Origin of the sequence: Bradyrhizobium sp. UBA2491 (assembly GCF_002341725.1) — a bacterium.
Classification (GTDB): domain Bacteria; phylum Pseudomonadota; class Alphaproteobacteria; order Rhizobiales; family Xanthobacteraceae; genus Bradyrhizobium.
In genome coordinates, this window is record NZ_DDOP01000095.1 from 1 (window position 1) to 13960 (window position 13960).

Genomic DNA, 13960 nt, shown 5'->3' on the forward strand with positions numbered 1-13960 from the left:
TGCCGGCCAGGCCGCGTCGGCGCCGAGCACCGTGTCGACGATTTCGGCCGTGCTCGCCGGCCTCGCCGCCCTGTGCCTCGGCGCGGCGATGGCGTTCTGCGGCGCCTATTTCGCGCTGAGGAAGGACTAGAGCGTTTTCGAGCGAAGCGGATAGCGGTTCGCGTGAAGAAAACGCGCCAAGACAAGAACCTAGCGCCCAGTTCCGATTCTATCGGAACGGGAAAGGCGCTAGGCCGTGTACCCATAAACCCGGTGTCGTGATACGAAGGCAATGTCGCTTCGCTCCTATTGCGATCGGAGTCGTGCGACAGCCCAAAATGTCGCGATGGGCCAAAACGAGACATTGCGGGCCTTGCCTGATGTGAAGGAGTTCGCCGACGGAGGGACTTACCCGTGTCTTTCTTTTACAATTGCCGCTCTTGCCTACAAACATTCCCCGCATTCGACGAAGTGAAAGCATGCCCGCTTTGCAAGAGCCCTCGGATTGAAGAGTCGCCGGAGATCGGCATGGGCGAACGTTTAGAACGAGGTGCGATTTACATAGTAAACCTGACAAATGGTCATGTGACAAAGGCCTGAAGCTGACCATCTTCAAATCAAACTAGCGCGTCGTCCACGCGTCAACATCCGGACTCCGACGTAAAGCGGAGGTCGCTCCGCTGGGCCGCCGCAGACGGCTTATGACCCAAAGGCGACATTGCCCAGTCGATTTGAGCTACTTAGCCCGCGAACTGATGCAATGCCTCGAGCAGAAGCTCTGGCGCTTCTTGGGGCATGCAGTGGCCGACCCCGTCGAACTTCCATCGGCTTGCTGTCGGTATGAGCGTGAAAGCGCGGGCTACCATTTCTTTGTGTATGGCGGCTGAATGTTCCGTTGTCGCTATGCGCACCGGGCACTTGATTTCGGATAGCCACGAGAAGGGGTTGCCTCGCTCGTCTCCTGCATAGACCTGTTCAATCGCTTCGCAGATAGGAACCAACATCGCGGCCTCTATGTCGGGCTTGCACAACAATTGGATTCTACCTTCTTGCAAATGCTCAAAGCCATATTGCAGGTATGTCCAAAGCGCTGGCTCGGACCAATTAGCAAAGGTAGGCGATGCGCGCAGGCGCTGGAACGCCGCGGTGCCGCTAGTGAACTCGGCTCGCCGTCGGCGCATTTGCTGAATGAAGTCCACCGATGCATCGCTAAGCTTGCCGCCGTCACTCGGGACCGCGGCAGGGTTCATGACTGTCGGCTCGATCACGAAAAGGCGCGAGAAATGGTTGGGAAGGAGCTTTGCCGCCAGAAGAAGATCCGTGCCCCCAGCGCTGTGGCCGATGCCAAAGACGCCCGAAAGTTGGAGAGTTTCAACGACTGCGCACGCGTCTAGAGCAAAATCCAGAAAGTGGTATTGATGCGTTTCTGGTTTGTGGCTCGCGCCGTGGCCGCGGCGGTCAAACGAATACACAACGTGGTTCAGAGCAAGCGTGCGTGCAATGTCTTCCCAAATTTCGGCAACGAAACCTGTGCCATGCACGAGGAGCACGGGCGGCATATCCGCTTTGGCGTCGCCCCAACGAGCCACGGCAATACGTGCGCCCGCTCGCTCGATCCATATCCGCTCTCGGGTGCTAGTAACTTGCACTGTTTCCCTCGTCAGCATCCCAGCGTCTCGTACACGCTCTGCAACATAGGCCGCATGTTCAGCAGCGTCGAGAGACTGCGGGCTTGATCTTTTTCGGCAAGCTGAGGTCGTCTTGTGGCCCAAGGCCGACATGCCGCCATCTCGGTTTCAACGTCGCCTTTTAGGTGCAAAGCGGACGCTACCAATTTGCGAACAGCCCGAGCCAGGTGGACGCCGGTTCGCGTCAAGAAAACGCGTCCGACAACAATCCAATCAAGCGACCGGCCGTTCCGGCGTCGGGTGCAGCATCTTGACCACGTCGGCTGCCGGCCGCGGCGGGCTGAACAGATAGCCCTTCGCCCGACCTCCAATCTGATGCATAGCGCGGTCGCCGGCCAGATCCCGCAGCGGATGCGACAGTTCCTGATCGTGGTCGGCGAGCTCATGCTGGCGGATGCCGGCCAGGCCGCGTCGGCGCCGAGCACCGTGTCGACGATTTCGGCCGTGCTCGCCGGCCTCGCCGCCCTGTGCCTCGGCGCGGCGATGGCGTTCTGCGGCGCCTACTTTGCGCTGAGGAAGAACTAGCTAAGAGCACGAGACCTAGCGGGGTGCTCAGCCGCTCAAATTTTCCCCTGACGGGCAAGCGGACAAAAATCGTCATCGGACGGTTGTAAACGCTCACTATCATAGATGTATCATTTCTATTGATACAACTGAGAAGACAGGAAGAATCAAGTGAACGGAATGGACCGCCGTTCGGCACTTTTCGCACTGCTTAGCGCAGTTGCGTCCAGTACGCTTCCTCTGAAATCATTGGCAGGCACACTCCCTTCAGGTGGCGGAGGCAGTCTGGTGCCCTTCACAGACAATCTGCCTTTGAACCAGGTCGCGTTCGACTCACAGAGTTTGTTCTACAGCAGATCAAACATCGAGAACCTGCATTCCACCCCCAGCGCGGCGACAATCAGCAACATCGTCACGGAGGCACTACCATATTTGCCCTCGCTACTCCCAGCCTGGGCATTGAACGGTGATGGTCTGAAGCTCGCCCTGGCTTGTTTCCTTGCACACGAAATCAGACCGTATGGCAGTGAAGTGTTCGGTCTTTCCGGGCAACTCACACTGGAGAGGTTGCTGGCGAGTTCTCTGTTGGAGTGCCGCGGCTATTCGGACCTGACTGCACTAATGTTCAAATCTCTCTCACCATCGTCGGCCGTGCGCCTGTTTCATGTTGCGTGGCGAAATAGCGGTTTTGGAGGCCACAACCAGATTTGGGCTGAGAACGTGGGGGCACCCAATGGCATGATTGTTGACGCCACCATGGGCATGATCGGAACGGTAAGTCCTACAACCTTTGACAGCCTCCGCGCAGGGAATACCATCACTGGCTACAGGGTCCAGACAAGCCCGTTCTTCGGTCAAGTCGTGTCTCCTCCCTTGCAGAGCGTTCCGTTGCGGCCGTCGAACGTGTCATTCTTCGTCGATACAAGTTGTTACGTTCGCGACAGCGGGGAGCTGCTCGGTGTCGGTATCAAAACACAGGACTGCAACGTGTGGTTCGATCGCATTGGAAACGCGATCTACGTGCTGGCCACGAGCGAGTATAACCCTGGAGCCTATTATCCGCGGACGACACCACCTATCTTTCTCTCCGGTGGCATCTCGGAGTTCAGCTTGGACTCGTCGGGCAAGCCATACGCAGTTGACCGAAGCGGAGCGGTATACAGCTAAGTGGCCGCGAGAAACGCAGAAAGCTACAGCGGGCAAAGACCTGATGCACTGGTTTTGCCACCAAGAGTCGGGGGCAATCCCCCAGCCTCAATGCTCCGCTCCGTTGAAAAGGTGGCGCGCCGGCCGCGTCCCGGCGGCGATCAGCCCGCCGGAAACGGCCATCCGCGCCGCACCGGTTGCGAGGTCCGCTCCTTGCCCAAGGCCGACATGCCGCCATCTCATTTTCAACGTCGCCTTTCAAGTGCGAAGCGGACGCTACCAATTTGCGAACAACGCCCGAGCCAGGCGGACGCCGGCTCGCGTCAAGAAAACGCGTCCGGCAACACTTCAATCAAGCGACCGACCTTTCCGGCGTCCGGTGCAGCATCTTGGCGACGTCGGCCGCCGGCCGCGGCGGGCTGAACAGATAGCCCTGCGCCTGCGTGCAGCCCTCCTGACGCAGCAGGTCGAACTGGGTATCGGTCTCGACGCCCTCCGCCGTGGTGACGATGCCCAGGCTCTTGCCGAGGCCGGTGACGGCGCGGACGATCGCCATCGAGTCCTCGCGCGTCGCAAGGTCCATCACGAAGGAACGGTCGATCTTGATCTTGTCGAACGGGAAGCTGCGCAGATAGCTCAGCGACGAATAGCCGGTACCGAAATCGTCGAGCGAGATCCGGACTCCGAAGCCACGCAGTTCGTGCAACACCGCAAGCGTCGCCTCGCTGTTTTGCAGCAGCACCGATTCGGTGATCTCGAGCTCGAGCCGATCCGCCGACAGGCCGGACGCTTCCAGCGCCGTCTTCACCGAGTTCACCAGACTAGGGTTCTTGAACTGCACCGGCGAGAGGTTGACGGCGACCGCGATGTCCGCGGGCCAGCTTGCGGCCTCCATGCAGGCCTTGCGCAGCACGATCTCGCCGAGCGGAACGATCAGCCCGGTTTCCTCGGCGACAGGGATGAAGTTGTTGGGCGCGATCAGCCCGCGCAGCGAGTGGTTCCAGCGCACCAGCGCCTCGAAGGCGACGACCTTGTCGCCGACGACATCGCGGATCGGCTGATAGTAGACCTCGAACTCGTCGCGATCGAGCGCCAGCCGCAGGTCGCGCTCGAGCAGGCGGCGGGCCTGCGCGCGGGCATCCATCCCGGTCTCGAAGAACCGATAGGTGCCGCGGCCGTCGGCCTTGGCGCGGTACAGCGCGAGATCGGCCTTTTGCAGCAGCTCGTCGGGATCCTTGCCATCCTCGGGCGCAAGCGAGATGCCGATACTGACGCCGATCACGAGCTGATGGCCGCCGATCTCGTAGGGCGCGGCGATCCGCTCGACCACGAGACTTGCCAGCGACGACACGACGGACGGCTCGCTGTTGCTGCAAAACTGCACGATCGCGAATTCGTCGCCGCCGAGCCGCGCCACGGTGTCGTGCTCGGTGACGCATTCGCCGAGCCGGCGCGCGACCTCGCTGAGCAGCGCATCGCCGATCGGATGTCCGAGCGTATCGTTGATCTCCTTGAAGTGATCGAGATCGAGACAGAGCACCGCCAACTGGTCGGAGCGCTTGGCCAGCCGCACGGCCTTCTCGAGCTGCTCGCGGAACAGGGTCCGGTTCGGCAAATTGGTCAGCGCGTCATGCCGCGCCATGTGCGAAATCTGTTCCTGCGCCTGCTGCCACTCGGTGATGTCTTCGAAGGTGGCGACCCAGCCGCCGCCCTTCATCGGCTGGTCGACGACACGGATCGCGCGGTCGTTGCGGCTGACGATCCGCGTCGCGGAGTTGCCGGCCCTCGCCTCGGTGACCAGCGCATTGCAGAACTCCTCGGGATCGCCGTCCCACTCGCCGATGGAATGCAGATCCTGCAACACGTCGATCAGCAGGCGGCCCTGCAACGGCACGCGATTGCGTCCCATCATCTCGGCGTAGCGCTCGTTGAACAGCATGATGCGGCCGTCGGCATCGAACATGCACAGTCCCTGCGACATGTTTTCCAGCGCGGTATCCAGCACCACCTTTTGCTTGTGCAGCTCGGTCTTGGCGCGACGATCGAGGATCGAGGCGATCAGCGAGAGCCCGAGGATCGCGAAGGCACCGACCGCGGTCATGAACGAGAGCACGCGCGGCGAGACCGAGAGTCCGTCAGGAACGATGGTCGGGTCCGGCACCAGCGTCACCGCGCCCATCGCGGTGAAATGATGCGAGACGATGGCAACGGTCAGGAGGCCGGTTGCCGCGACCGTGGGGCCGAGGCGCTCGCCGCGCGTCGCAACGACGAGTGCGAGCGCGCCGAACACGCTGCCGAATGCGATCGAGGCGAACACGATGCCGGGCGACCAGACGATGCGCGCGGGCAGTTCGAGCCCCATCATGCCGGTGTAGTGCATCGCCGCGACGCCGGCGCCGACGATCGCGCCACCGGCGGCGGCCGTCCAGCGGCGCTCGTCGAGCGATGCGACGGCCAGTCCGACCGCCAGGATCGCAACCGCGAGGACCAGCGACAGCAAGGTGATCGGAATGTTGTAGCCGGCGTCGATGCCGGGATTGTAGGCCAGCATGGCGACGAAATGGGTGGCCCAGATACCGCAGCCGCCAATGGCTGCATCGAGCCCGATCCAGATCTCACGGGTGCGGCCCTGAGCCGCCCGGGCCCGGTGAAACAGACTGATCGCAACCGCGCTGGCGAGCAGGCAGATCACCCCACCAAGGACGACCAGCCGCCAGTCATGTTCCAATGTGAGACAGGTATAGACGCGATACATATAGGCCCCCGTTATGGGCCCATAAGAACCCGCGCATTCGTGTACGAACGGTAACCGCACCGCAGCACCGCTCCGCGCATGGTGAAAAAGCCTTCAACATCTGGCGAAATCGTCTGACCCGCACTGATTTCATTGCCGCGCCCCGGACGATCCGCCGATCCAGATCAGCGCGGCCGCCGCCAGCAGCACGCCGGCGGAGACGACCAGCGCGACGTGCAATCCTGTGATGAAGGCCGCCGACCGGCTGACCATCGAGCCGAACAGCGCGACGCCGAGCACGCTGCCGGTCTGCCGGGTCGCGTTCAGCACGCCGGCCGCGATGCCGGCATGGCGTGGCTCGGCGCTGCCGAGCAGCGTCGACGTCAATGGCGGCACCAGCAGGCCGAGACCGGCGCTCATCGCCAGCAGTTGCAGGCAGATCGCGGGATAGCTCGTGCCAGGCCCGATGAACAGCAGCCCCAGGCATCCGGCGCCCGAGAGCGCGGCGCCGAGCGCGATCGCCGCCGGGGCACCGATCCGTTCCGCAACGCGCGGCGCGACCAGATTGGCGGGCAGCACGGCGCCGAGCATCGGCACGAACGCCAGGCCGGTCGCGAACGCCGACAGCCCGTTGACCTGCTGGAAGTAGAGGCTGAGCACGAAGATCAGCCCATAGAACGCGACGTTGACCAGCAGGCCGACCAGCGCGGTCAGGGCAAACATCCGGTGACTGAACAGCGACAACGGCAGCATCGGCTGCGCCGCGCGCGCCTCGCGCCAGACGAACAGCACGGCGAACGCGGCCGCCAGCACGAAGCCCGCGACCACGAACGGGCTGTCCCAGCCAAGCGCGCCGCCTTCGATCAGGGCGCCGGCCAGCGTGCCGAGCGCGGCGATCGCGCAGAGCTGGCCCGGCAGATCGAGCCGGTGCTGTTGATGGCGGATGGTCTCGCCGGCGAACCGCCAGGCGAGCCACAGCCCGGCCAGGCCGATCGGCAGGTTGACGAGGAAGATGGCGCGCCAGCCGACCAGCGTGATGAGGGCGCCGCCGACGAACGGGCCGGCCGTCAGCGCAAGGCTCGCGCCGGCGGCCCAGACCCCGACCGCGCGTCCGCGCGCCTTCTCGTCCGCATAGGCGTGGCGCAGCAGCGCAAGCGAGTTCGGCACCAGGATGGCCGCGGCCAGACCCTGGACGCAGCGCGCGGCGATCAGCGTCACCGCATCGGGCGCGATTGCGCAGGCCACCGAGGCCGCGGTGAAGATCGCAAAGCCCGCCATGAAGACGCGCTTGGCGCCGATCCGGTCGCCGAGCGCGCCCGCGGTCAGAATGAAGGCGGCAAAGGCGATGGTGTAGGCGCTGACCACCCATTGCAGTTCGGCAACGCCGCCGCCGAGCGAGCTACCGATCGCGTTGAGCGCGGTGTTGACGATGGTGACGTCGAGCTGCACGACGCCGTAACCGAGACTCATCGCGGCGAGCGTCAGCGTTGCCGCAAGCCCGGTCGATTGTTGATGGGACGCCGCGCGCTGGTCCGGCATGCGCCGGTCGTTCATCGATGTCTGCTGCATGGTCTGGTTCTCGCTTCGGGCAACCAATGCGAGACATAGGCGCTCGTTTCGACCAAACACTTCGTCGTCGATCGAAGTGTGGATCCATGGTACCGGACGGGACATGCCGCCGCGGCGACGCTACGCGGCGTTTTGCCTCAAGAGACCTGCGGCCCGGCGTCGCCGGTCTTATCGCCGCCCGATCGCGGTCCAAACGCCCCGATCATGCGCATCATGCGCAGGCGCATGGCGACCTCAGGCTTTGGTAAACGCCGCGGCCAGCCAGGCGATGTCCCCATGCTGGTGCATATCGTCCATTCCGACCGCGCCAGCCGCCCCGCGCCTACGTCGAGATGACGGCAAAATCGGCCAAAATGCCGATGAAATCGGCTGGAATGGCCAGCCATGCAGCGTACCGAGCCGACCGGATGGCATGGCTGCGACTCACATTCCGCGGAGCGAGAACATATGTAGCCAGTATGACAATGACGCTGGACGGGAGCCGAAGCTTGGCTTGTCAAGGGCTGCACAACGCATCGGTTTTGCCTTATGGGTCATCGCGTACGGTGCGCATGCCCGTTACCCGTCGCCGTCCGTGACCGGGTCCCACGACAATTGCCGCCCCGCCGGGAGGATGAATGCTTCGGCTGCTGACCACGCTCGGGCGTGGTTTCAAGGAAAAGATCGGCTGGAAACGGCTCGGGATCGCCGCGAGTGTCTTGATCATCGCGCTGGCGATCACGTCACTGGTCCACACCCTGAAGGGCGTCGACACCGGTGTCATCCTCACCGCGCTGACCGACATCGCGCCGCACCGGATCGCGCTGGCTGCGCTGTGCGTGGTCGGGGCGTTCTGCACGTTGACCTTCTATGACTTCTTCGCGCTGCGCACGATCGGCAAGAACCACGTGCCGTATCGCATCGCGGCGATGTCGAGCTTCACCAGCTACACGATCGGCCACAATATCGGCGCCACGGTCTTTACCGGCGGTGCGATCCGCTTCCGGATCTATTCCGACTACGGCCTCACCGCGATCGATGTTGCCAAGATCTGCTTCCTGTCCGGGCTGACATTCTGGCTCGGCAATCTGTTCGTGCTCGGCATCGGCATGGCGTGGCATCCCGCGGCGGCATCGGCCATGGACCTGCTGCCGCCGGCGATGAACCGGCTGATCGCGATCGGCTGCCTCGTCGGCATCGGCGCCTATTTCGTCTGGCTGCTGACCGGCGAGAAACGCCGCGAGCTCGGCCAGAACGGCTGGAAGGTGGTGCTGCCTTCGGCCCGGCTGACGCTGTTGCAGATCTTCATCGGCGTGGTCGATCTCGGCTTCTGCGCGCTCGCGATGTATCTCTTGATGCCGACCGAGCCGCATATCGACTTCGTCTCGCTCGCGGTCGTGTTCATCCTGGCGACGCTGCTCGGTTTCGCCAGCCACGCTCCGGGCTCGATCGGCGTGTTCGACGCCGCGATGCTGGTGGCGCTGCCGGAGTTCAGCAAGGAGCAATTGCTGGCGACGCTGGTCGTGTTCCGCATCCTCTATTTCCTGATCCCGTTCGGGATTTCGATCTCGATCATGGGCATGCGCGAGCTGTGGCTCAACGTCGTGCAACCATGGCAGGAACGAAAGCGATTGAGCCAAGCCTGCACGGCTTCGGCGACCGTGCGGCAACCGATCGAAAGCCGGCAGCAGCGGATCAGGCAGCTGAAACGGTAACAGGCAACGCTTCGGCCCCTCGTCCCGGTCCTTCGGTCCGGGATTTTCGATCTCCGCCGCCGGTTCTCTTATTTTCGCCGTACCGCTCACGTCAAACCGCGCCATGATTGGCTCTTTGGTTCGATTTTCGCTTCGTGTGACGGTTTGCAGCGTGCTGCTCGGCAGCGCGCTGGCAGGGGCATTCGCATCGGCCGCGGAGGCGCAAGACAGCCAGTTGCAGATCTCCTGGGAGGTCCGCAACCGCTTCCGCCTGTTCCGCGAGGAGCGCGACTTCCGCCTGCATGTCGAGAGCGGGCTCGGCCGCAGCGTGCTGGCCTCGGAGCAGGCGCTGGAACTGCAAAGCGACGGCCGCGGCTGGGCGCGCAACACGGTCAACCGGCTCTGCATCGACCTCCAGGGCCGCGTCAACGAGCCCTGCACCCGCGACAACGTCAAGGAAAGCTATCTGACGCCGATCGATCATCCGATCACCGTGCGGCTGACCGGTCCGGTTCCGGTCGGCGCCACCTGCGCCTGGTCGTTCGACGACGGCGACGGGCCGCAATCCTCCACCTTCGATTGCGCCGAGCCGGTCAACCTGCGCGTCCGCTACGGCCGCACCACGGTCGCGACCGTCGACGTCGCCAGCGGCTCGGACGCCAACCAGCACGTGACGACGCAGATCGCGGTGCGCGATCTGTTGATCGCGGGGCTCGGCGACAGCATCGCATCGGGTGAAGGCAATCCGGACCGCGCCATCGCGCTGTCCGACGAGGGGTTCTGCTTCCGCTCCTATCTCGGCGGGGCGCAGTATTACCGGCCGAGCCGCGCCGGCTACAAGGGCGGCCGCGCCTGCGAGGCGCCGGACACCCTAACCAACTGGCAGCGCCAGAGCGCGCTGTGGCTCAATTCGGCGTGTCACCGGTCGCTCTACAGCTACCAGACCCGCACCGCGCTCGCGCTGGCGGTGCAGTATCCGCACATCGCGGTAACCTATCTGCCGCTGGCCTGCACCGGCGCCAGCATCGCCGACGGCCTGCTCGGCTCGCAGCAGGCCCGGGAGTGCCTGCCGACCAAGACCGCCAGCACCTGCTCGGGCACCGTCAGCGGCCAGATCGCGGAGCTGCGCACGGCGCTGGCCGCCGCCAAGCGCCGGCAGCCGGACCGCAAACTCGACCTCGTGCTGCTGTCGATCGGCGCCAACGACATCTACTTCTCCGGCCTCGTCGCCAACGTGATCGTCGACACCCCGACCGAACGCACGCTGTTCAACCAGGGCGGCTCGATGGCCAGCGTCGACGACGCCCGCTCGGCGCTGGCGCGCGACCTGCCGGCCGGCTTCGCCAAGCTACGCGATGCGCTGAAGCCGCTGGTCGGCGGCGACCTCTCGCACGTGATCTATACCGCCTACGCCAATCCGGCGCTCGCCAATGGCGGCGCGCCCTGTCCCGGCGGCCGCGCCGGCTTCGAGATCCATCCGTCGTTCAACGCCGATCCGCAGCGGCTCGCGGAGGTCTCGGGCTTCGTGCAGAACGAATTCCTGCCGCAGCTCAAGGCCATCGCACAGTGCCAGTCCGGCATCATCTGCCGCAATCCGCAAACCGATCGCATGACCTTCGTCGATGCGCATCAGGATGCATTCGCGAGCCACGGCTTCTGCGCACGCGCCACCAGCGATCCGGAGTTCGACCGCGACTGCTTCGCCGCCAATGGCGACAGCTTCGTCTCCGACCTCGTCGCCGCCGCCAGCCAGCCGCTCAAATGCGGCCGCAGCGCCGGCGAGTACCGCGCCTACTTGCCGCGTGCGCGCTGGATCCGCGACGCCAATGACAGCTATTTCACGGCGATGACCTACCCGCAGGGCCTGCCGTCCTCGATGCAGCCGACCGACATCCACGATGCGACCTGGGGCATCCTGTCGGCGGTGTATGGCGGCGCGGTGCACCCCACCGCTGAAGGCCATGCAGCGATGGCCGATGCCGCGCTTCCCGCAGCCGCCAACGTATTGCAGCTGAACACCGCCGTGCCCGAGGTGATTTCCGAGCCGGTCGCACCATTGCCGGCTGCTCCGTTACCGGCTGCTCCTTTGCCGACCGCGCCGGAGCAACGCTGAGGGCTCGCGCCGCAGGACTGCGGACGCGAGCGCGCGTGATCGAAAGAAGGCTTGTTATCTAAGCATGATCTCTTCGGAAAACCGCTTCGCACTTTTCCGGATCATGCGTTAGTGCCGCTTGGTCACCGGCGCCGGCGCGGGTGTCGGCGGCCTCACCGCGGCGGCCTGCGCCGGCAGATATTTGGCGACGATCGTCGGATCGAGTTGCGCCAGCGCCGTATCCGGCAGCCGGGTCCAGACCTCGTCCTTGCCGAACAGCGAGATGCCGAGATAGCCGCGCATGGTCAGCGTCTGTCCATCGGCGCTCAAGGTCATCTTGGCCTTGTAGATCTTGCCGTTGCGCGGATCGAGCACGTTGCCGCCTTCATAAGCGAGCCCGTTGCGCTTCATGTCGCGGATGAAGGGGATGCCGAGCCACGGCATGTCCTTGCGATCGTCGGTGCATTTCGCGCAGACCGGATTGGGCGGATCGTCGGGCGCCGAGAACATCCTGGCGATCATGCCTTCGTACACGCCGTTGCGCTCGATCACCAGGAACCAGCCCTCGGGCTTGCCGTCCTCGGTCTTCTGCCAAAGCCCGGCCGCCGATAGCTCGGCTGCGGAAGCCGCAAGTGGAGCAGCCAGCGCGAAGGCCGTAGCGATCGCAAACATCAGCCGAAGTCTGGACAGCGTGTTCCGCATCATCATCACCTGCTCAATCGACGCCCCCGCATGGCCACAGACTAAGGCCATTTCGCGGAGTGTTCCAGTACCCGCGCCAGACGGGAACTGGCTCGTGCCCCTGGCATTGGTCGCTGTCGGAGTGGATTCAGTTCACTCCGAGCTTCTTCTGCAAACTCGATGACGATGTTGTGTACTGGAACACCAGTCGCTTGTCCGGATAGACGTAGCGATGCGCCTTCTGCGCCATCAACGCGCCCTCGTGGAAGCCGGACAGAATCAACTTCAGCTTGCCGGGATAGGTGTTGATGTCGCCGATCGCGAAGATGCCCGACACGTTGGTCTCGAACGCTGCGGTGTCGACCGGCACCAGGTTGTTCTCCAGCTCGACGCCCCAGTTCGCGACCGGGCCGAGCTTCATGGTGAGGCCGAAGAACGGCAGCATGGTATCGCATGCGATGGTCGAGATCGCGTTGTCGTTGCCCTTCAGCGTCGCGCCGGTGAGCTGGCCGCTCGCGCCCTCGAGCCCGGTGACCTGACCGATCCTGAGATCCATCTTGCCGTCGGCGACCAGCGTGCGCATCTGCTCGACGCTGTGTGGCGCCGCGCGGAAATCGTCGCGCCGGTGCAGCAGCGTGATGCGCTTGGCGAGCGGATGCAGGTTGAGCGTCCAGTCGAGCGCGGAATCGCCGCCGCCGACGATCAGGATGCTCTTGTCGCGGAACTGCTCCATCTTGCGCACGGCGTAATGCACCGAGGTGCCTTCATAGGCCTCGATGCCCGGCACCGGCGGCCGCTTCGGCTGGAACGAACCGCCGCCCGCCGAGATCACCACGACCTTGGCCTCGAACTCCTTGCCGCCATCGGTCTTCACGCGGAACAGAGGATCGCCGATCTTCTCGATGCTCTCGACCATCTCGTTGAGATGGAAGGTCGGGTTGAACGGCTTGATCTGCTCGAGCAGTTGATCGGTGAGGCCCTGGCCGGTGACCATCGGGATGCCGGGAATGTCGTAGATCGGCTTCTCCGGATAGAGCTCGGCGCACTGGCCGCCGATCTTGTCGAGGATGTCGACCAGATGCACCTTCATGTCGAGCAGACCCAGTTCGAACACGGCGAACAGTCCGCAGGGGCCCGCGCCAATAATCAGCACATCGGTTTTGATCGCTTCGCTCATATCCGCTTCTTTTCAAGTTGAGATCGACCGGGCGGCTTCTCGCCTGCCCAGCCAAGCATGACCGGATCGGGACATGCATAATAGGGACCGCGGCTGGCGCGGCAACCCCTTGCCGAGCTTGCGCAACTCGGCTGTATGGATCGGAAACCGATGGAGATCCCCCTCGTGAATGCCCCTGTCCGCGCCGACGATGCGCCGCGCCTGGAAGACTTCCCCTATCGGCTGTCCGACAATGTGCGGTTCGCCGATCTCGACCCCAACGGCCACGTCAACAACGCCGTCTATGCGAGCTATTTCGAGACCGGCCGCGTCACGCTGGTGAAGGATCGCAGCATGGGGCTGATGCCGGCGGGGCTCGGCTGGATCATGGTGCGTCTCGACATCCATTTCCGCGCCGAGCTGCATTGGCCGGGACAGATCGAGCTCGGGCTCGGTCTCGTCAAGTTCGGACGGACATCGACCACCTTCGATCAGGTGGTGTTTTCGGAAGGGCGCTGCGTGGCGTCGGCGAAGGCGATCACCGTGATGATCGATGAGGCGACGCGGAGGCCAACGCCGCTGCCGGCGGAGGTCAAGGAGAACTTCCGCCGCTGGGTCCGTCGCGGCGTGAATCCGGACGGCGAGTAAAGGAGTTCGGCGCGTTGCGCGCGAAGCGGATAGCGGTTCGCGTAAAACACGCGTCGAAACGAAAAATATAGAGCCCCGTTCCGATTCAAT

At 64.0% G+C, this 13960-nt stretch carries 9 protein-coding genes and 1 pseudogene; 5 read left to right on the forward strand and 5 right to left on the reverse strand.

Annotated features, from left to right (window positions below; genetic code table 11):
• Positions 1-719: 719 nt before the first annotated feature.
• Positions 720-1646 (reverse strand): alpha/beta fold hydrolase, encoded by a 927-nt coding sequence (locus B2W55_RS31930; RefSeq protein WP_024584619.1) that lies wholly within the window; start codon positions 1644-1646, stop codon positions 720-722.
• Between the two features lie 324 nt (positions 1647-1970).
• On the opposite strand from B2W55_RS31930, the pseudogene B2W55_RS31935 reads away from it, so the two are divergent.
• Both B2W55_RS31935 and B2W55_RS31940 read left to right on the forward strand, forming a co-directional pair.
• Positions 1971-2192, forward strand: a pseudogene (locus B2W55_RS31935) (hypothetical protein); the annotation flags it as partial.
• A 267-nt stretch (positions 2193-2459) separates the two neighbouring features.
• On the forward strand, positions 2460-3338 hold the full coding sequence (locus B2W55_RS31940) for a hypothetical protein (RefSeq protein WP_024584617.1): 879 nt from the start codon (positions 2460-2462) through the stop codon (positions 3336-3338).
• Between the two features lie 331 nt (positions 3339-3669).
• Here the strand turns inward: B2W55_RS31940 and B2W55_RS31945 are convergent, their stop codons facing one another.
• Both B2W55_RS31945 and B2W55_RS31950 read right to left on the reverse strand, forming a co-directional pair.
• The gene (locus B2W55_RS31945) at positions 3670-6072 is read right to left on the reverse strand and encodes an EAL domain-containing protein (protein WP_024584616.1); all 2403 of its coding nucleotides are present in this window, start codon (positions 6070-6072) and stop codon (positions 3670-3672) included.
• 129 nt (positions 6073-6201) lie between these two features.
• Entirely contained in the window at positions 6202-7605 is a 1404-nt protein-coding gene (locus B2W55_RS31950) for an MFS transporter (protein ID WP_100555199.1), read from the reverse strand.
• Between the two features lie 632 nt (positions 7606-8237).
• Between B2W55_RS31950 and B2W55_RS31955 the strand changes: the two genes are divergently transcribed.
• Both B2W55_RS31955 and B2W55_RS31960 read left to right on the forward strand, forming a co-directional pair.
• A complete protein-coding gene (locus tag B2W55_RS31955) occupies positions 8238-9314 on the forward strand; it encodes a lysylphosphatidylglycerol synthase transmembrane domain-containing protein (RefSeq protein WP_024585031.1) in 1077 nt (358 codons plus the stop codon).
• A 103-nt stretch (positions 9315-9417) separates the two neighbouring features.
• Entirely contained in the window at positions 9418-11406 is a 1989-nt protein-coding gene (locus tag B2W55_RS31960) for a hypothetical protein (protein ID WP_035637347.1), read from the forward strand.
• A 108-nt stretch (positions 11407-11514) separates the two neighbouring features.
• On the opposite strand, the gene B2W55_RS31965 is transcribed toward B2W55_RS31960, so the two are convergent.
• Positions 11515-12087 (reverse strand): DUF2147 domain-containing protein, encoded by a 573-nt coding sequence (locus B2W55_RS31965; protein WP_029880257.1) that lies wholly within the window; start codon positions 12085-12087, stop codon positions 11515-11517.
• Positions 12088-12214: 127 nt separating this feature from the next.
• Positions 12215-13243, reverse strand: coding sequence for an NAD(P)/FAD-dependent oxidoreductase (locus B2W55_RS31970; protein ID WP_024585033.1), 1029 nt, complete (start codon positions 13241-13243; stop codon positions 12215-12217).
• A gap of 165 nt (positions 13244-13408) precedes the next feature.
• Between B2W55_RS31970 and B2W55_RS31975 the strand changes: the two genes are divergently transcribed.
• Positions 13409-13870, forward strand: coding sequence for an acyl-CoA thioesterase (locus B2W55_RS31975; RefSeq protein ID WP_024585034.1), 462 nt, complete (start codon positions 13409-13411; stop codon positions 13868-13870).
• Positions 13871-13960 lie beyond the last annotated feature (90 nt).